Here is a 19,015-nt window from a genome sequence, read left to right as displayed (position 1 = left end):
ATTTGAGCATGAGCCCGGCTATTTAGCCGGGCTCATGCTCAAATGGGGGACCTGACCCCGGGTTTGGTTTAGCGGTTGGGGACGCTGAACCAGTTGCCGGCGTTGCGCAGCGCGTCGTCGTGCTGGGTGTTCAGCGCGGCGGCGGCGCCTTGCAGCGCCTGGCGGCTGCGGTAGTGCTGCATGGCGTCGGCCATCGCTTGCGCATTGCTAGCGGCCGCTGCCGTGTCGGCCGGCTGGCCCGGCGCCGCCTGTGGCGCGGGCGCCGCAGGGATGTCGCTGGCGTAGCTTGCCATGGCGTTGCTCAGGCCGCTCACCTGCTGTTGCAGCGTGGCCGCAACCGTGCCCGCGGTCTTCTGCGCCAGGAACCAGACGTCGGCGCTGGCGTGCGTGCTGCCGTCGGTGCTGGTGTAGCTCGACGTCAGGCCGATGGCGTTGCCGTTCTGTAGCGTCAGCGCGTGGTCGGCGCTGGTGCCGATGGCGGCGATGCCCAGCTGCTCCAGCGTCTTCAGCTCGTCCGCCTGGCTGACGCCGTCGGAGTTGCCGTCGACCCACACCCGCAGCGCGCCGAACGCGCTGTCGGCGCTGGTGATCTGGCCGTCGCCGTTGCTGTCGAGCGACTTCAGCGCGGCGTAGCCGTCGGCCGCCTTGGCGCCGTTCGCCAGCGTGGTGGCGCTGCCGAACAGTTCGCCGCCGTCGTTGATGACGCCGTCGCCGTTGCGGTCCAGGGTCAACAGGCCGTCGTGGGCGTCGACCCAGCCGGTGCTCACGGCCTGGCCTTCGGCGCGGATGTCGAACTGCACCCCGGCCGCGATGCCCAGCGTCCGCACGCCGTTGCCGTCCAGGTCCAGCACCAGCGGCGTGGCGTAGTTGGTCGAGCCGGCGTTCAGCGCCATGGTCTGCGAGACGATCATGGCCGAGACCTGGGCGCCGGTGAAGGCGTTGGCCTGGGTGACGCTCAGCGCGGCCAGCCCGGCCGTGGTCAGCGACGGCACCTGGCCGGCCGTGAACGCGGCGATCTGGTCGGTGGTGAAGACGATCAGCTGGCTGGTTTTCAGGCCGGCCACTTGCGGATTGGTCAGGCCGGCGATCTGCGTGGTCGACAGGTAGCCGATCTGGGTCGCCGTCAGCGAACCGAGCTGGCTGGTGGTCCAGGCCCCCAGTTGCGTGGTGGTGAAGGCGTTGATCTGGTCCACCGTCAGCGCGGCGATCTGGGCGTTCTTCAGCGCCGCCATCTGGGTGGTGGTCAGCGCCGCCGCCTGCGGGCCGGTCAGCGCGTTGAGCTGGGTCGTGGTCAGCGTCTGGATCTGCGAGGTGGTCACCGCCTGCAGCTGGTCGGTGCTGAACGCGGCCATCTGGTCCACCGTCAGCGCGGTGATCTGGCTGAGCTTGATGCTGGCGACCTGCGCCGTGGTCAGCGCCTGGATCTGCGTGTCGGACAGCGCGGCCAGCTGGGTGGTGCTCAGGTAGCCGATCTGCGCGGTGCGCAGCGCGGCGATCTGGCTGGTGCTCAGCGCGAACATCTGGTCGGCCGTCATCGCGCCCAGCTGCAGGCTGGTCAGGGCCTGGATCTGCGCGGTGTTCAGGCCGGCCAGCTGGCTGACGTCCAGGCTGGTGATCTGCAAGGTGCCCAGCGCGGCCACGTCGGCCGTCTGCAAGGCGCCGATCTGGTTGGTCGACAGCGCGACGATGGCGTTGATGCTCAGCGAGGCCGCTTGCGCGGTGCTCAGCGCGGCGATCTGGTCGGTGCTGAGGACGTTAATCTGCGGCACGTCGATGGCGGCGATCTGCGCGGTTTTCAAGCCGCGCACCTGGGCCGTCGTCAGCGCGACGGTCTGGTCGGTGGAGAGGCCGATGAACTGGCTGGCGGTCAGCGCGGCCAGGTCTTGCGTGTCGAGCGCGGCCACCTGGCCGGTGCTCAGCGCGGCCAGCTGGTCGGCGCTCAGCGTCGGCATCTGCGCCACCGACAGGCCGGTGATCTGGGCCGTGGCCAGCGCGACGATCTGGTCGGTGGAGAGGCTGCTGGCCTGGGCGGTGGTCAGCGCCGCGATCTGCGCGGTTTTCAGCGCGCGCACCTGGTCGCTGGTCAGGGCCAGCAGGTTGTTGATGGTCAGGCCGTAGGCCACCTGCGCGGTGCTCAGCGCGGCGATGTGGTCGGTGTCCAGTGCCGCCACCTGGTTGATCTGCAGGCCGTTGGACAGCTGGCTGGTGCTGAAGGCGGCCAGCTGCGTCAAGGTCAGCGCGTTGAGCTGGTCGCTGCCCAGCTGGCTGATCTGGTCGGAGCCGAGGGCGGCGATCTGGCGCGTGGCCAGCGCGGCCAGGTCGGCCGTTTCCAGCGCGACGATCTGGTCGGTGGTCAGCGCGGCGACTTGCCGCGTGCTCAGCGTGGAGGCCTGCGCGGTGCTCAGCGCAACGATCTGGTCGGTCGTCAGCGCCTGCACCTGGCTGCTGGTGAGGATGGACGTCTGCGCGGTGCGCAGCGCGACGATCTGGTCGGTGGTCAGGGCGGCGATGCTGTCGCTGCTCAGGCCGTAGGCCAGCTGCGCCGTGCCCAGCGCCGTGATGTGGGCGCTGTCGAGCGCGATCAGCTGGGCGGTGCCGAGGCCGTAGTTGATCTGGCTGGTGGTCAGCGCGGTCAGCTCGGCCGTGGTTAGCGCGTTCAGCTGGTCGCTGCCCAGCGCGGCGATCTGGTCGCTGCCCAGCGCCACGATCTGGCGCGTGGCGAACGACGACAGGTCGGCCGTTTCCAGCGCGGCGATCTGGGCCGTGGTGAGCGCGGCCACCTGGCGCGTGGCCAGCGAGCTCGCCTGCGCGGTGGTCAGCGCAACGATCTGGTCGGTGCTCAGGCCGCTGGCGATCTGGTCGGTGGTGAGCGCCGCGACTTGCGCGGTGCCCAAGGTGACGAACTGGTCGGTCAGCAGGGCTTGCAGCTGGTCGCTGCCCAGCGTGGTGAACTGGGCGGTGCTCAGCGCGGCCAGGTCGGCCGTTTCCAGCGCGGCGACCTGGTCGCTGGTCAGCGCGGTCAGCTGCACGCTGCTCAGCGCGCGCACTTGCGCGGTGCGCAGGGCGACGATCTGGTCGGTGGTCAGCGCGCCGAACTGGCTGGCCAGCAGGTGGTTGATGGCGCTGGTGTTCAGCGCGGCGAACTGGTCGGTGTCCAGCGCGGTCAACTGCCCGGTGCTCAGCGCCGGCGACTGCAGCGAGGTCAGCGCGCTGACCTGCGCCGTGCTCAGCTGGCTGAATTGCGCCGGCGTCAGCGCGGCGATCATCTGCGTGGTCAGGCCGGTGAAGGCGCTGGTCGACAGCGCGTTCAACTGGTCGCTGGTCAGCGCGGCGAACTGCGCCGAGCTGAACGCGGCCAGCTGGTTGCTGCGCAGCGCCACGAAGTCCATGGTGCTGAGCGCGGCGATGTGGCCGGTGCTGAGCGCGGTGATTTGCAGCGTGCTCAACGTGCCGACCTGGGCCGTGCCCAGCACGGTGATGTGGTCGGTGCTCAGGGCGGCGATCTGGCCGCTGCCCAGGCCGACGATCTGGGCGGTCGTCATCACGCTGACCAGGTCGGTGGTCAGGGCGGCGATGTTGGCGCTGCCGATGGCGGCGATCTGCGCCGATTTGAGCGCGACGAAGTCGGCCGTTTCCAGCGCGTCCAGTTGGTCGCTGCTGAAGGCTGCCACTTGCGCGGTGCTCAGCGCCGCCACTTGCATGCTGCTCAGGCCGACCATCTGGTCGGTGGTGATGGCGCCGAACTGGGCGGCGTTGAGCGCGCCGATCTGCGTGCTCGACAGCGTGGCGAAGTTGTCGGTGCTGATGGCGGCGATCTGGTCGCTGCTCAGCGCGTTCAGCTGGCGGGTCGCCAGGTTGTCCACTTGCAGCGTGGTCAGCGCGGCGATCTGCGCGGTGGTCAGCGCGGCGGCCTGGGCCGAGGTCAGCGCGTCCATCTGCAGGGTGGTCAGGTTTTGCAGCTGGTCCATCGTCAGCGAGATCAGCTGGTTGGTGGTCAGCGCCTGCACTTGCGCGGTCTTCAGCGCTTGCAGCTGGTCGGTGCCGAGCGACTGCAACTGGTCGGTCGACAGCGCCACCAGCTGGTTGCTGCTCAGCGCGGCCGCCTGTACGGTGGTCAGCACGCTGATATGGGCCAGGTCCAGCTGCGAGATCTGCAGGGTGCCCAGCGCCAGGATCTGGTTGCTCAGCAGGGCGGACAAGTCTTCCAGCTCCATCGTGGCCAGCTGGTCGGAACTGAGCGCGGCCAGCTGCGCCGTGCCCAGCTGGGTGTATTGCTGGGTGGTCAGCGCGACGATCTGGTCGGTGCTGAGCGCGCGGAACTGCGCCGTGGTCAGCGCGTTCAGCTGCGCCGAGCCCAGGTTTTGCAGCTGGTCGGCGATCAGGGCGTTGAGCTGGTCGCTGCCGAGGGCGGCGATCTGCGCGGCTTTCAGCGCGTCCAGGTCGTCGGTGCTGAGGGCCTGGACTTGCGCCGACGTCAGCGCCAGCAGCTGGTTGGTGGTCAGCGCCTGCGCCTGCGCGGTGGTCAGCGCGGCGATGCGGTCGATCGCCAGCGCCTGCATCTGGTCGGTGCTCAGCACGGCGATCTGCGCGGTCTTCAGCGCGGCCAGGTCTTCGGTCTCGATCACGCTCAGTTGTTGCGTGGACAGCGCGGCCACTTGCGCCGTGCCCAGCGCCAGGAATTGCTGGGTGGTCAGTTCTATGATCTGGTCCGAGCCCAGCGACTGGACTTGCGCGCTGCTCAGCGCGTTCAGCTGGGTGGCGCCCAGGCTCTGCACCTGGTCTATCACCAGCGCGGCGATCTGGTCGCTGCTCAGGGCGGCGATCTGCGCGGTCTTCAGCGCCAGGATGTCGTCGGTGCTCAGCGCGACGACCTGGTCGGTGGTCAGCGCAGCGACCTGGGCGGTGGCCAGGCTGGCCGCTTGCGCCGTGGTCAGCGCCTGCACCTGGTCGGTGGTCAGCTGGCTGACCTGTAGGGTTTTCAAGGCCGCCAGTTGCGCGGTCTTCATCACGACCAGGTCTTCCAGTTCCAGCGCGCGCAGCTGGTCGCTGCTCAGCACGCCGACGCCGGCGGTGCTCAGGCTGCCGATCTGCTTGGTGGTCAGGGCGACGATCTGGTTGGTGCTCAGCGCCGAGATCTGGTCGGTGCTCAGGCCGCCGATCTGGGCCGGGGTCAGCGCCTGGATCTGGTCGGTGGTCAGGTTGCTCAGCATGCCCAGCGCGGTCAGCTGGGCGGCGCTCAGCGCGGCGAAGTCGGCCGTGCTCAGGGCCGCCACCTGGTCCGAGGACAGCGAGGACAGCTGGGCGGTCGACATCGAGCCGACCTGGTTGCTGGTCATCGCCATGATCTGGTCGGTGCTCAGCAGAACCACCTGGGCGGTGCGCAGGGCGTTGATCTGCGCGGTCTTCAGCGCGACGATTTCATCGGTGTTGAGCGCGCCCAGCTGGCCGGCCGTCAGGCTGGCGATCTGGCCGGTGGCCAGCGCCGCCACTTGCTGCGTGGTCAGCGAGCTGATCTGTGCGGTCTGCAGGCCCTGGAACTGGGCGCTGCTCAGCGAGGCCAGCTGGGCCGGCGTCATGGCCTGCAACTGGTCGGTGCTGATGGCGTCGAGCTGGTCGGTGCTCAGCGATTGCAGCTGGGCGGTGCGCAGCGCGGCCAGGTCCTGGGTTTCCAGCGCGCGCAGCTGGTCGGTGGCCAGCGCCACCAGTTGCAGCGAGGTCAGGCCGGCCACCTGGGCGGCGGTCAGGCCGGCGATCTGGTCGCTGTTGAGCAGGACGAACTGGTCGGTGCTGAGCGCGGCCACTTGCTGGGTCTTGAAGGCGGCCAGGTCTTGCGTTTCCAGCGCGGCCAGCTGGGTGGCGCTCAGCGCGCGCACCTGGGCGGTGCCGAGGTTGGCCGCCTGCAGGGTGCTCAGCGCGACGATCTGGTCGGTGCTCAGCGACTGGAACTGGGCGCTGCTCAGGGCGGCCATCTGGGCCACGCTCAGCGCGCGGAACTGGTCGCTGGTCAACGCGTCGAGCTGGTCGGTGGTCAGGCCAGGCATTTGCGCGCTGCGCAGTGCGACGATGTCGCTGGTGGACAGCGCCTGCAATTGCGCGGTACCGAGCGCGGCCAGCTGGCGCGTGCTCAGGCTGGATACCTGCTGGGTGGTCAGCGCGGCGGCTTGTGCGGTGCTGAGGCTGGCGATGACGTCGGTGCCCAGCGCGGCGAACTGCGCGGTCTTGAGCGCGGCGAAGTCCTGGCTTTCCAGCGCGTTGACCTGGTCGCTGCTGAGGACGGCGATTTGCTGCGTGCTCAGGTTGCTGACCTGGGCGCTGGTCAGCGCGACCAGCTGGTCGCTGTTCAGCGTGGCGATCTGCGCGGTCTTGAGGGCGGCGATCTGCGCGGTCTTCATCAGCGACAGCGCCTGCGTGCCCAGCGCCACCAATTGGTCGCTGCTCAGCAGGGCGACCTGGGCGGTGACGAGATTGCTCACTTGTACCGTGCTCAGGCTGGCGATCTGCGCGGTGGCGAGCGCCAGCAACTGGCTGCTGCCCAGCGCGGCCAGCTGGGCCGTGGTCAGCGCCTGCAGCTGCGCGCTGCTCAAGGCGTTCAGGTTGTCGCTGCTCAGGCCGGCGATTTGCGCGGTGCGCAGCGCGGCCAGGTCGCGGGTTTCAATCGCGACGATCTGGTTGCTGACCAGCGACAGCAGCTGGCGCGTGCTCAGGCTGGCGAACTGCGCGGTGGTCAGGGCGACGATCTGGTCGGTGCTCAGCAGGTTGACCTGGGCGGTGCCCAGCGCGGCCAGCTGCGCGGTCTTCAGCGCGGCCAGGTCGTCGGTCTCGATGGCCTGCAACTGGTCGCTGGACAGCACGGCGATTTGCTGGCTGCCCAGGTTGCTGGCCTGGGCGGTGGTCAGCGCGGCGATCTGGTCGGTGCTCAGTGCGGCCAGCTGTTTGCTGGTCAGCGCGGCCAGCTGCTGGGTCTTCATCGCTTGCAGCTGGGCGGTGGTGATGGCGGCCACGTCGGATGTGGCCAGGGCCACGATCTGCTGGGTTTTCAGCGCGGCCAGGTCGGCCGTTTCCAGCGCGACGATCTGGTCGCTCGACAGCAGGGCGATTTGCTGGGTCGACAGCGCGCCCGCTTGCAGCGAGGTCAGCGCGACGATCTGGTCGGTGGTGACGGCGGCCAGCTGGTTCGAGCTCAGCGCGTTGAGCTGGCTCGATTTCAGCGAGGCCCAGTCGGCGGTGGTCAGCACGGCCACCTGCTCGGTCAGCAGATAGCCGATCTGGGCGGTGCTGAAGGCGTTCACTTGCGCGGTGTTCAGCGCGCCCAGCTGGGCGGAGTTGAGCACGTGGATCTGGTCGGACGTCAGCTGGACGATCTGCGCGGTCTTCAGCGCGGCCACCTGGCCGATGGTCAGCGAGGCGACCGCCTTGGTGCCCAGGCCCAGCAGCTGGCTGGTCTGCAGCGCGGCGAAGTCCTGGGTTTCCATCGCGTTGAGCTGGTCGGAGCTCAGCGCGTTCAGTTGGGACGGCGTCAGCGCGCCCGCTTGCGCGGTGGTCAGGGCGACGATCAGGTCGGTGCCCAGCGAGGCCACCTGGAGCGAGGTCATGGCGACGATTTGCGCGGTCTTCAGCGCGGCGAAGTCGGCCGTTTCCAGCGCGTTCAGCTGGTTGGTCGACAGGGCGGCGATTTCACGCGTGCTCAGCGCGGCGGCCTGCTGCGTGGTCAGCGCGACGATCTGGTCGGTGGTCAGCGCGGCGACCTGGGCGGTGGTGAGGTTGCTCAGCTGGATGCTGGACAGCGCGGCGAACTGCGCCGTGGTCAGGGCGGCCACGGCATTGGTGCTCAGCGCGGCGGCCTGCTGCGATTTCAACGCCACCAGGTCCTGGGTTTCCATCGCGGCGATCTGGTCGGTGCTCAGCACGGCGATCTGCTGGGTGGCCAGCGAGGCCACTTGCTGCGAGCTGAGGCCGGCGACCTGGCCGGTGGTCAGCGCGCCGAACTGGGCGGTGTTCAGCGCGGCCAGCTGCGCCGTTTTCAGCGCGGCCAGGTCGCGGGTTTCCAAGGCGGCCACCTGGTTGCTGCTCAGGGAGGCGACCTGGCGCGTGGTCAGCGAGGTGGCCTGGGCCGTGGTCAGGCTGACGATCTGGTCGGTGTCGAGGGCGTTGATTTGCTGCGTGCTCAGCGCGGCCACCTGCGCGGTGGTCAGCGCGGCGACCTGGTCGGTGCTCAGGCTGTGGACGTTGCTGGTGCTCAGGCCGCCCAGCTGCTGGCTGCGCAAGGCGGCCAGGTCCTGGGTTTCCATCGCGCCCAACTGGTCGCTGGACAGCGCCGACAGTTGCAGCGAGCTCAGGGCGTTGGCTTGCGCGGTCTTCAGCGCGACGATCTGGTCGGTGCTGAGCGCGGCGATCAGGCTGGTGCCCATGGCGGCCAGCTGCTGGGTTTTGAGCGAGGCGAAGTTGGCGGTGCTCAGCGCGGTCAGCTGCGCGGTCGACAGCGCGGCCACTTGCTGCGAGCCCAGGCCGGCGACTTGCGCGGTGTTCAGTACGGCGATCTGGTCGGTGCCCAGCGCGGCCAGTTGCGCGGTTTTCAGCGCGCCCATTTGCAGCGAGCTCAGGGCGGCGATCTGGTCGGTGCCGAGCGCGGCGATGCCGTTGCTGGACAGGGCGGCGATCTGCATGGTGCGCAGCGCGGCCAGGTCCTGCGTTTCCATCGCGGCCAGCAGCGTGGTGCCCAGCGCCGCCAGTTGTTGCGTGGCCAGGCCGGCCGCTTGCGCGGTCGTCAGGCCGGCCAGCTGGGCCGTGCCCAGCGCGTTGATCTGGGCGGTGGTGAAGGCGGCCACTTGCGCCGTCTTAATCGCGGCCAGGTCGCGGGTTTCGATCGCGGCCACCTGGTCGGAGCTCAGCACGATGATTTGCGCCGTGCCCAGCGCGGCCACCTGGGCCGTGGTCAGCGCGACGATCTGGTCGGTGGAGAGGCCGCGCAACTGGCCGCTGCGCAGCGCCGCGACCTGGGCGGTGGTCAGCGCGGCGATCTGGTCGGTGCTGAGCACGGCGGTGGTGGCGGTGCTCAGCGCGTTCAGTTGCTGGCTCTTGAGCGCGGCGAAGTCCTGGGTTTCCATCGCGGCCAGCTGGGCGCTGGACATCTGGCCCAGTTGCAGCGTGGTCAGGGCGGCGGTTTGCGCGGTGGTCAGCGCGACGATCTGGTCGGTGCTGAGGGCGGCGAATTGTTTGGTGGTCAGGGCGGCGATCTGCGCGGTCTTCAGCGCGGCGAAGCCGGCGGTGCCCAGCGCGGCCAGCTGGTCGCTGCCCAAGGCGCTGATCTGCTGGGTCGACAGGCTGCTGCTTTGCGCGGTGCGCAGTGCGGCCATCTGCGCCGTGGTCAGCGCGCCCAGCAGGCTGGTGCCGAGCGCCAGCAGCTGCTGCGTGCCCAGCGCGGCGATGTCGTCGGTGTCGATGCTGGCCAGCTGGTTGCTGCTCAGCGCGGCGACCTGGCGGGTTTGCAGCGCGGCGGCCTGGTTGCTGCTCAGGGCGACGATCTGGTCGGTGCTCAGCGAGCGCACTTGCGCGGTCGACAGCGCCACCAGCTGCGCGCTGCGCAGCGCGGCGATGTCGCCGGTGCCGACGATGGACAGCTGCTGCGTGCCGAGCGCGGCCACTTGCGCGGTCAGCAGTGCGGCGAACTGGTCGGTGGTGAGGCCGTTGACCAGCTGGTTGGTGCTCAGGCTGACGATCTGGCCGGTGGTCAGCGCCGCGATCTGCTTGGTGGTGAGGCCGGCGCCCAGTTGCAGCGTGTTGAGCGCTTGCAGGTTCTGGGTGGACAAGGCTCGTAACTGGCTGGTGCCAAACGCCCCCATCTGCTCAGTATTCCATGCGGTCATTTGCAGGGTCGTGAACAGGATCATGTCCGCCGTCGTCAGAGAAGCGATCTGATCGGTGCGAAGGCTGGCGATTTGGTCGGTCGTTAAACCAGGTACGAGTGATGGCATGTTTAATAGTCTCCTTACGGAAATATATAGTACCGCCAATCGACCCCATGCGGAGAGCACAGACCTAAAAATGGTTTAAATCTTGGTCTGAAAACAATGACTTAGCGCGTTTTCCGTCATCTAATTGTCATCAATTCTAACGGCCTAAAATAATCATTTAGGAAACACTGTAAGATCATGTTTTGCGATAAAACCTGAGCCTCCCCGCCATGCTGCTGACGCCCGCCACATTTACGCCGCTGATACGCCCCGCCGAGCACGAGCATCCGCTCACTTTCGTGTTCCATCGCGGGGAGTTGCTTTTGCGCAACGAAATCCTGGGTTTGCCCGACCAGCAGGCCGTGGCGGCGCTGAAATTGCCGCCGGAGCGCTTTCACGCGCTGGGCGAGTGGGAAGGCCGCTACTATCAACTGGCGTGGGTCGATCAACCGGAGCTACCGGGGCCGGAGTACGGCTATCACGGTTTGCGCTCGCTGTTCGGCATCGTCGACGACGGTTTCGTGGCCTTGGCCGGCCGGGCTTTCCAACTGGCCGACTGGGCGCGCACCCATCGCTATTGTGGCGCTTGCGCCACGCCGATGGGCCGGCTGGAGGGCGAGCGCTGCTACAAATGTCCGGCCTGCGGCATGAGCGCCTATCCGCGCATCTCGCCGGCGATGATGGTGTTGATACGCAAGGGCGGGCAAGTGCTGCTGGCCATGCACGCCAACGCGCCGTACAAGCGCTACACGGCGCTGGCCGGCTTCCTGGAGGCGGGCGAATCGATCGAGGAGGCGGTGCATCGCGAGGTGTACGAGGAGGTCGGGCTGCGGGTGCACAACCTGCAATACTTCGGCAGCCAGTCGTGGCCGTTCCCGCATTCGCTGATGATCGCCTACACCGCCGACTACCTGGACGGCGAGATCCGCGTCGACCCCACCGAAATCGCCGACGCGCGCTGGTTCGGGCCGGGCGACAGCGAGTGGCCGGACATGGCGGCCACGATATCGATCGCCGCCGAGCTGCTGAAGGCCAACCGGCCCGGCGGCTGAGGCCGGGCGGGTGCGCTGCCGCGGATTTCTATATACTGTCGGCAATCGTAAAAAAAAGGTGTTTCATCATGTCTCAAAAAGAATTTTCGGAAGGCGACTGGCGTCGTCTGCTCGCCAGTTTCGGTGAAGATCCCGACCGTCCGGGTCTGGTGGAAACGCCGGCGCGCGTCACCAAGGCATGGAAACACTGGACCTCCGGCTACGGCCAGGACCCGGTCGAGCTGCTGAAAGCCTTCGAAGACGGCGCCGAGCAGTACAACGAACTGATCGTGGTGCGCGGCATTCCGGTCTACAGCCATTGCGAACACCACCTGGCGCCGTTCTTCGGCAAGGCCACGGTCGGCTACGTCCCGAATGGCAAGATCGTCGGCCTGTCCAAGCTGACCCGCCTGGTGGACTGCTTCGCCAAGCGCCTGCAAGTGCAGGAACGCATGACCATGCAGATCGCCAACGCGCTGATGGAAGTGCTGGAACCGAAGGCGGTCGGCGTGGTCGTCAAGTGCCGCCACCTGTGCATGGAAAGCCGCGGCATCCGCACGCCGGGCGAAGAAACCGTCACCTCGGCCATGCTCGGCGAGTTGCAGCCCAACCTGGCGATGCGCACCGAATTCCTGGCCCTGGCGCGCGAGTCGTAAGCGGCATGGCGGCGATCGACTGGCGGCACGGCGGCCTCGACGCCGCATTCGCACTGGCGGCGGCGCAGCAGCGGCCGCTGTTCCTGTACTGGGGCGCGGTCTGGTGCCCGCCCTGCAACCGGGTCAAATCCGATATTTTTGCGCGTGACGAGTTCGTCCAGCGCTCGGCCTCGGTGGTGTGCTACCACCTCGACGGCGACAGCGCGGGCGCGCAGGCGCTGGCCGCGCAGTACGGCTTGCGCAGCTATCCGACGCTGGTGCTGTACGCGCCGGACGGCAGCGAAATCACGCGCCTGCCGTGCGAGCTGGACGGCGAATTGTTCGTGGCCGCGTTCGACGCGGCGCTGGCCGTGCATGCGGCCGGATCGTCCGCCTCGGCCGCGCTGGCGGCGGCCTTGTCCGGAGAGCGCAAGCTCAGCGCCGGCGAGTGGTCGTTGCTGAGCCATTATTCCTGGGATACCGACGAAGGCCGTTTGCTGGGCACGCGCGCGCTCGCGCCGACGCTGCTGGCGCTGGTGCACGCCTGCGACGATGCCGACGCCGGCGTGCGCCTGCAACTGCACGCGCAGCTGGCCACGGCCGGCAAGGATGTCGACGCGGCGGCCAACGCCGCCTTGCTGCTGAAGGTGTTTGCCGATGCGCGGCTGGCGCGGTCCAACATGGACATCCTCGGCAACAGCGGCGTCAACCTGATCAAATTCGCCACGCGGCGCGAAGAACTGGTGGCGGCGCTGGGCGCCACTGCCGCGCAATGGGCCGACGATTTCTGGCTCAGCGCGCCGGACCGCCTGACGGCGGTGCGCCTGCAAATGCGCCTGGGCCGCCTGCTGGCGCCGACGCAAGGCTTGCAGGAGCAGGTGCGGTTGCGGGTGGAAGCGGCGCTGGTCGAATCGACCGATCGCTACGAACGCCACACGCTGGTCAACACTGCGGTGAGCGCCCTGAACGACGCCGGCCTGCCGGCGCAAGCCGAGCAAGTGCTGCTGGCCGAACTGCCGCGATCACATGCTCCGTACTACTTCATGTTGAGCCTGGCCTCCAGCGCCAAGCGGCGCGGCGACATGGCGGCCGTGCTGGACTGGTACGGCAAGGCAAGTCAAGCGGCCGTCGGTCCGGCGACGCGCCTGCAATGGGGCGTCACCTACCTGCTCAGCCTGTTGGAACTGGCGCCGGACGACAGCGCCCGCATCGAGCAAGCCCGCGAGGGCCTGCGCACCGACATCGCCACCGCCGGCGCCGACGCCCACCAACAGCGCAACCACTCCCAGCTCCAAAAAATCCGGGGTCAGGTCCCCCATTTGTTCACGAGCTAAACTGTAGCGACGCTATACAGCCGAACTCATGCATTAATGGGGGACCTGACCCCGGGTTTGCGTTCTGGTTTTAGCGCTTGAACTCGGCGTTGTCTTTCCACTGCGGGCGGTCTTTGCCTTGGGCGGTCTGGTAGCCGGCTTTGAACAGCAGTTCGATGTCTTCCACCGCGCCGCTGGTGTCCCATTTGGCTTGCACCGTGTCGTTGACGGTGTGGTACTGGTGGGCGCTGTAGTTCAACAGCTTTTCGCGGCCGTAGCCGGCAGCTTTGCCGACGAAGTTGGAACTGCTGCGCAGATACACCACCGGCACCCCGCCCCTGGCGAACTCGAACTGGTCGCCACGGTAGAAGCTGCCGTAGTCGGCGTTGCTGTCCGGCCGCACGGTGCGGCCCTGGCTGCGCGCGATGGCGGTGACCAGGTCGTCGGCGTTGGATTTGCCCATGCCGCTCAGCTCGACATCGCGGGTGCGGCCCCACATGTTCAGGCCGTCCACGTTGATGTTCAGCAGCGTCTTGTTCAGCGGGTACAGCGGATTGCGCGCGTAGTATTGCGCACCCAGCAGGCCGCGTTCCTCCGCCGTGGTCAGCACGAACACGATGGTGCGCTTGGGCGCCACTGGCAGCGCCTTGTAGACGCGGGCGATCTCCAGCAGCGCGGCGACGCCGGTGGCGTTGTCCATGGCGCCGTGGAAGATCTGCTGCGTGCGCGGACCCGGCAGGCTCTCGTCGATGCCGAAATGGTCCCAGTGCGCGCTGTAGACGATCACTTCATTCTTCAACAGCGGATCGGAGCCGGGAATCTTGCCCACCACGTTGTGCGAGCCGACTTCGCGCCAGGCGTTCAGCGCCGTGACGTTGAGCTTGACGCCCAGCGGCACCGGCTTGAAGCTGCGCGACAAGGCCTGCTGCTTGAGCGCGTCGAAATCCTGGCCGCCGGCCTTGAACAGCTCGCGCGCGCGGTCGCTCTGCAGCCATCCGGGAATGGCCGGGAAGGCCGGGTCCGGCGTCTTGCTCTTGAGGGCGAAATTCTCGCGGCCCCAGCTGTTGCGCACCACCTCGTAGGGATAGCTGGCCTGCTTGGTCTCGTGCACGATCAGCGCGGCGGCCGCGCCCATCTTGGCCGCCATCTCGAATTTGTAGTTCCAGCGGCCGTAGCGGGTGATCGCGTTGCCGCCGAACATGGCCGGGTCCAGCAGCTTGGGATGCTTGGGGTCCGGCAGCGGCGGGTCGTTGATCAGCATGACCAGGGTCTTGCCCTTCAGGTCGACGCCCTTGTAGTCGTCCCACTGGAATTCCGGCGCCTGCACGCCGTAGCCGACAAACACCAGCTCGGAATTGGCCACCTCGATTTTTTTCTCGGTGCGCGCGGTCCAGGCGACATAGTCGTCGCCGAAGGTCAGCTGCTTGCTCTGGCCGTCCTTGACGTAGCTCAGCGTCGGATGGCTGGAGATGGCCACCAGCGGCACCGCCTGCAGATAGGTGCCGTCCGGGTTGCCCGGCTCCAGGCCCAGCTTCTTGAACTGCTGCTGCAGGTAGTCGATGGTGACGGTTTCGCCGCGCGTGCCGGGTGCGCGGCCTTCGAAGTCGTCGGAGGCCAGCATGGTGATGTGCTGCAGCAGGCGGTCGCCGTCGATGCCGGCAATCGCGGCCTCGACCGGTTTTCCGGCCTTGGGCGCGGCGGCGTGGGCATGGCCGGCGCCTAACGCCAGCAGCGCCATCGACAGTAGGTATCTCATGTGGAAAGGATTGTTAAGAAGGAATGCCTCATTCTGACACAGTTTGTTGCTCAAGAACACTAGCAAGCCAGTCTACAAACACCCGCACCCTCGGCGACAGGTGGCGGTTGTGGGCATAAACGATGTTCAAGGGCAGCGGCGCGGGACGCCATTGTGGCAGGATTTCCTCCAGTTCGCCCGAGGCCAGCAGCGGCGCCAGGCTTTGGCGCGGCATCTGGATCAGGCCCAGTCCGGCCAGGCAGGCGGCCAGATAGGCCTCGGTGCCGCTGACCGAGACCTGGCTGCGCATCGCCTGGGTGCGCTCGACGCCGTCGGCATCGACATATTCCCAGTCGAGGTCGCGCCCGCTCTGGCTGGAGAAGAAGTTGACCGCCGTGTGCTGGCGCAAATCCTCCAGCGTCTGCGGCCGGCCGTGGCGCGCCAGGTAGGCGGGCGTGGCGACGTTGATCTGCTCCATCGAGTCGATGCGGCGCGCCACCAGCGTGGAATCGCGCAGCGTGCCGCCGCGCACCGCGCAATCGATGCCCTCGCCGACCAGGTCGACGAAGCGGTCGTTCGAGCCCAGCCGCACCTGGATGTGCGGGTGGCGCTGGAAAAAGGCCGGCAGCGCCGGGATCACGTACAGATGCGCCAGCCGCTCCGGCAGGTCGACCCGCACCGCGCCGCTGAGCAGCCGGCCCTCGCCGGCGAACAGGCCGTTGAGGTTGTCCAGGTCGTTGAGCAGGGCGGTGCAGCGCTCCAGGTACTGCGCGCCCTCGACCGTCAGGCTGACCTTGCGCGTGGTGCGCTGGAGCAGGCGCACGCCCAGCTGCTGTTCGATGGCCTGCACGGCGTTGGTGACGGTGGGCTTGGGCAGGTCCAGCTGCTCGGCGGCCTGGGTGAAACTCTTGCAGTCGGCCACCGCCTTGAAGATCTGCATGGCCTTGAATTGGTCCATGATTGTTATCTTTGTTCGAATAAAGTAATAGGATTTACCGTATTTATTGCCGCAATCGATAATAGCATAATGAATCCACTCGCTAACCACCTTGGAGATTCATGATGCAAACCCGCAAACTTGGCCGCACCGGCCCGCAAGTCGCTCAACTGGGCCTGGGCCTGATGGGCATGTCCGACCTGTACGGTCCGGCCGACCGCAAGGAAAGCCTGGCCACCATCCGCGCCGCCATGGACGCCGGCGTCACCCTGCTCGACACCGGCGATTTCTACGGCATGGGCCACAATGAACTGCTGGTGGCCGAGGCGCTGGCCGCCGGCGGCCGCGACCAGGTGCAGATCAGCGTCAAGTTCGGCGCCATGCGCGACCCGGCCGGCAACTGGATCGGCATCGATACCCGCCCGGCGGCGGTGAAGAACTTCGCCGCGTATTCGCTCAAACGCCTGGGCGTCGAACACATCGACATCTACCGTCCCGCCCGCCTAGATCCGAACGTGGCTATCGAGGACACCGTCGGCGCCATCGCTGAGCTGGTCCAGGCCGGCCACGTCAAGCACATCGGCCTGTCCGAGGTCGGCAGCGAGACCTTGCGCCGCGCCCACGCCGTGCATCCGATCGCCGATTTGCAGATCGAGTATTCGATGATCTCGCGCGGCATCGAGAACGGCATCCTGCAAACCTGCCGCGAGCTGGGCATAGCCGTCACCGCCTACGGCGTGCTGTCGCGCGGCCTGATCAGCGGCCACTGGAGCAAGCAGCGCCAGGGCGAGGCCGATTTCCGCGGCCTGGCCAGCCCGCGCTTCCAGGGCGAGAACCTGGACCGCAACCTGGCGCTGGTGGAAAAGCTGCGCGCCATCGCCGACGAGCTGGGCGTGTCGGTGGCGCAGGTGGCGATCGCCTGGGTGGCGGCGCAGGGCCAGGACATCGTGCCGCTGGTGGGCGCCCGCACCCGCGTGCGGCTGGAGGAGGCGCTGGCGTCGACCCGGGTGCAGCTGTCGGCCAGCGACCTGGCGCGGCTGGAGCAGGCGGTGCCGGTTGGCGCCGCTGCGGGCAACCGCTATGACGCGCATTCGATCACGGTGCTGGACAGCGAAAAAGGCTAACGCGCGCTCCGTCATTCCCGCGAAAGCGGGAAACCATAGAACGCGTGTGCGACAAACTCAGCATGGATTCCCGCCTTCGCGGGAATGACGGCGGCTAACTAATCGGATAAACGGATGGGTTTGACCGGATATTTGCGCTTTTATATCTGAAAAATTAATCCTAATATGACTCCATCGACGACACAAAGCCGGTTGGCACTCAGAACTGGGTGCCACTCTTAATCTGACAAGGAGCATCAAAATGAACGCCAAATCCATCATCGCATCGGTTTCCCTCCTGCTTGCTGCTGGTGCAGCTTTCGCCCAGGGCCCCGTGGAACAGAACGAAGTCACCGCGGACATCGCCAACGCCAAGTTTGCCCCAAGCACGCTCACCCGCGCCCAGGTGAGGGCTGAAACCATCGCCGCCATCCAGGCCGGCGCGCTGGAGCAGAACGAAGTCACCACCGACGTCGCCTACGTGGCGCCGCGCGGCAAGATCGCCCGGGTGGATGCGCAACTGGCCGCCAAGACCGTCAAAGACCGCAACGCCCAGTAATTCGGACCACGTTTTCCCAGCGGACGCCGCGATGCAGATCGCGGCGCCCGTTGTGTTTTTTTTGATGCAAAATTTGTAAATAAGCGACATTTGTCCGAGACAATTCGAGTATTCTGGTTTCCATAAGACAATACGGAGACCCTGTACCATGAATAAGTTGTCCTTCCAACAGAAGCTCTGGGTACCGTTGATTTGCAGCCTGCTGTGCATCACCGCCATCTTCATCTACCAGACCATGCAGATGCGCGACGTGCGCATCGAGGAACGCCAGATCGACCTGATGAACCTGGACGACGCCGGCATGAGCATCCTCAAGCTGTACGGCGAAAAAGCCAGCTCCGGCGCCCTGAGCAAGGAAGACGCCCAGAAACAGGCGATGGCCGTGATCGCCGGCCTGCGCTTCGGCAAGGATGGCTACATCACCATCACCCAAGGCACCCGTTCGTTGATGAATCCGTTCAAGGCTGAAAACAACGGCAAGGACATGGTCGACTTCAAGGACCCCAACGGCGTCTATCTGTACCGCGACATCGCCGCCGCCGGCGCCAAGCCGGAGGGTGGCGGATTCGTGCGCTATTCCTGGACCCGGCCGAACACCAAGGAGCCGGTGCCGAAGATGAGCCGCGTGGTGCACTTCGCGCAGTGGGACTGGGACCTGGTCACCGGCGCCTACATCGACGATATCGACACCGCCTTCTACCATTCGCTGTACAAGTCGGCCGGCGTGCTGGCGCTGGTGTGCCTGGTGCTGTGGGCCATCGTCAGCATGGTCAACAAGAGCCTGCGCCACACCATCGGCGGCGATCCCGAATACGTCAGCGAAATCGCCCAGCAGATCGCCGGCGGCGACCTCAGCGCCAGCATCAAGACGCATGACTCGGACCGCGCCAGCATCTTGTACGGCATGAAGTCGATGCAGGCGCGGCTGGCCGACACCATCGGCGAGATCCGCCGCAGCGCCGACACCATCGCCACCGCGTCGGGCGAGATCGCCTCGGGCAATATGGATTTGTCGGCGCGCACCGAGTCGCAGGCCAGCTCGCTGGAAGAGACGGCCGCCTCGATGGAGGAACTGACCTCGACCGTGAACCAGAACGCCGACAACGCGGTGCAGGCCAACCAGCTGGTGCTGTCGGCGTCGTCGGTGGCGGAGAAGGGCGGGCATGTGGTGTCGAAGGTGGTGCAGACCATGGACACCATCAATGCCTCGGCCACGCGCATCGTCGACATCATCAGCGTGATCGACGGCATCGCCTTCCAGACCAACATCCTGGCCTTGAACGCGGCGGTGGAAGCGGCGCGCGCGGGCGAGCAGGGGCGCGGCTTTGCGGTGGTGGCGTCCGAGGTGCGCAACCTGGCGCAGCGCTCGGCCGGCGCGGCCAAGGAGATCAAGGAGCTGATCAACGCTTCGGTGGAAAGCATCAACGCCGGCAGCGTGCTGGTGGCGGAGGCCGGCACGACGATGGATCAGGTGGTGGCCAGCGTGTCGCGGGTGACGCAGATCATGTCGGCGATCACCGAGGCGTCGAGCGAGCAGAGCACGGGCATCGGCCACGTCAACATGGCGATCACGGAGATGGATTCGGTGACGCAGCAGAATGCCGCACTGGTGGAAGAGGCCGCGGCCGCCGCCGGCAGCATGCAGGAGCAGGCCGGCTTGCTGGCCGAGCTGGTCAGCCGGTTCAAGCTGAGCGGCGACCAGGGCGCCAGCGGCAAGCGCCCGACAAGCCGCCTGGCCTTGCGCTAAACCCG

General features: G+C 67.1%; 9 protein-coding genes. 6 read left to right on the top strand and 3 right to left on the bottom strand.

What is annotated here, in order from left to right:
• Positions 1-68: 68 nt before the first annotated feature.
• Positions 69-9,971, bottom strand: coding sequence for a beta strand repeat-containing protein (locus V6M89_RS23790; RefSeq protein ID WP_332855515.1), 9,903 nt, complete (start codon positions 9,969-9,971; stop codon positions 69-71).
• A gap of 209 nt (positions 9,972-10,180) precedes the next feature.
• On the opposite strand from V6M89_RS23790, the gene nudC reads away from it, so the two are divergent.
• The 3 genes from nudC (at position 10,181) to V6M89_RS23775 (ending at position 12,950) form a co-directional block, all read left to right on the top strand.
• The gene (nudC, locus tag V6M89_RS23785) at positions 10,181-11,002 is read left to right on the top strand and encodes an NAD(+) diphosphatase (RefSeq protein WP_332855514.1); all 822 of its coding nucleotides are present in this window, start codon (positions 10,181-10,183) and stop codon (positions 11,000-11,002) included.
• 68 nt (positions 11,003-11,070) lie between these two features.
• The gene (folE, locus tag V6M89_RS23780) at positions 11,071-11,637 is read left to right on the top strand and encodes a GTP cyclohydrolase I FolE (RefSeq protein WP_332855513.1); all 567 of its coding nucleotides are present in this window, start codon (positions 11,071-11,073) and stop codon (positions 11,635-11,637) included.
• A 5-nt stretch (positions 11,638-11,642) separates the two neighbouring features.
• On the top strand, positions 11,643-12,950 hold the full coding sequence (locus V6M89_RS23775) for a thioredoxin family protein (protein ID WP_332855512.1): 1,308 nt from the start codon (positions 11,643-11,645) through the stop codon (positions 12,948-12,950).
• A gap of 70 nt (positions 12,951-13,020) precedes the next feature.
• Here V6M89_RS23775 and V6M89_RS23770 read toward each other — a convergent pair whose 3' ends face one another.
• Both V6M89_RS23770 and V6M89_RS23765 read right to left on the bottom strand, forming a co-directional pair.
• Positions 13,021-14,685, bottom strand: a complete 1,665-nt coding sequence (locus V6M89_RS23770) for a M20/M25/M40 family metallo-hydrolase (RefSeq protein WP_332855511.1) — start codon at positions 14,683-14,685, stop codon at positions 13,021-13,023.
• Between the two features lie 28 nt (positions 14,686-14,713).
• Positions 14,714-15,622 (bottom strand): LysR family transcriptional regulator, encoded by a 909-nt coding sequence (locus V6M89_RS23765; protein ID WP_332855510.1) that lies wholly within the window; start codon positions 15,620-15,622, stop codon positions 14,714-14,716.
• A 104-nt stretch (positions 15,623-15,726) separates the two neighbouring features.
• On the opposite strand from V6M89_RS23765, the gene V6M89_RS23760 reads away from it, so the two are divergent.
• The 3 genes from V6M89_RS23760 (at position 15,727) to V6M89_RS23750 (ending at position 19,010) form a co-directional block, all read left to right on the top strand.
• Complete coding sequence (locus V6M89_RS23760) at positions 15,727-16,725, top strand: aldo/keto reductase (RefSeq protein WP_332855517.1); 999 nt, start codon at positions 15,727-15,729, stop codon at positions 16,723-16,725.
• Between the two features lie 241 nt (positions 16,726-16,966).
• A complete protein-coding gene (locus tag V6M89_RS23755) occupies positions 16,967-17,263 on the top strand; it encodes a DUF4148 domain-containing protein (protein ID WP_332855509.1) in 297 nt (98 codons plus the stop codon).
• A 148-nt stretch (positions 17,264-17,411) separates the two neighbouring features.
• Positions 17,412-19,010 (top strand): methyl-accepting chemotaxis protein, encoded by a 1,599-nt coding sequence (locus tag V6M89_RS23750; protein WP_332855508.1) that lies wholly within the window; start codon positions 17,412-17,414, stop codon positions 19,008-19,010.
• Positions 19,011-19,015: the final 5 nt, after the last annotated feature.

The organism is Duganella sp. S19_KUP01_CR8, from assembly GCF_036688705.1.
Lineage (GTDB): Bacteria > Pseudomonadota > Gammaproteobacteria > Burkholderiales > Burkholderiaceae_D > Rugamonas.
The sequence above is the reverse complement of the archived record's forward strand: the minus strand, read 5'-3'. Positions and strand labels throughout refer to the sequence as shown.

Coding starts and splice junctions, on each gene's coding strand:
- V6M89_RS23790 (WP_332855515.1), bottom strand. CDS start 9,971: ATGCCATCACTCGTACCTGGTTTAACGACCGACCAAATCGCCAGCCTT.
- nudC (WP_332855514.1), top strand. CDS start 10,181: ATGCTGCTGACGCCCGCCACATTTACGCCGCTGATACGCCCCGCCGAG.
- folE (WP_332855513.1), top strand. CDS start 11,071: ATGTCTCAAAAAGAATTTTCGGAAGGCGACTGGCGTCGTCTGCTCGCC.
- V6M89_RS23775 (WP_332855512.1), top strand. CDS start 11,643: ATGGCGGCGATCGACTGGCGGCACGGCGGCCTCGACGCCGCATTCGCA.
- V6M89_RS23770 (WP_332855511.1), bottom strand. CDS start 14,685: ATGAGATACCTACTGTCGATGGCGCTGCTGGCGTTAGGCGCCGGCCAT.
- V6M89_RS23765 (WP_332855510.1), bottom strand. CDS start 15,622: ATGGACCAATTCAAGGCCATGCAGATCTTCAAGGCGGTGGCCGACTGC.
- V6M89_RS23760 (WP_332855517.1), top strand. CDS start 15,727: ATGCAAACCCGCAAACTTGGCCGCACCGGCCCGCAAGTCGCTCAACTG.
- V6M89_RS23755 (WP_332855509.1), top strand. CDS start 16,967: ATGAACGCCAAATCCATCATCGCATCGGTTTCCCTCCTGCTTGCTGCT.
- V6M89_RS23750 (WP_332855508.1), top strand. CDS start 17,412: ATGAATAAGTTGTCCTTCCAACAGAAGCTCTGGGTACCGTTGATTTGC.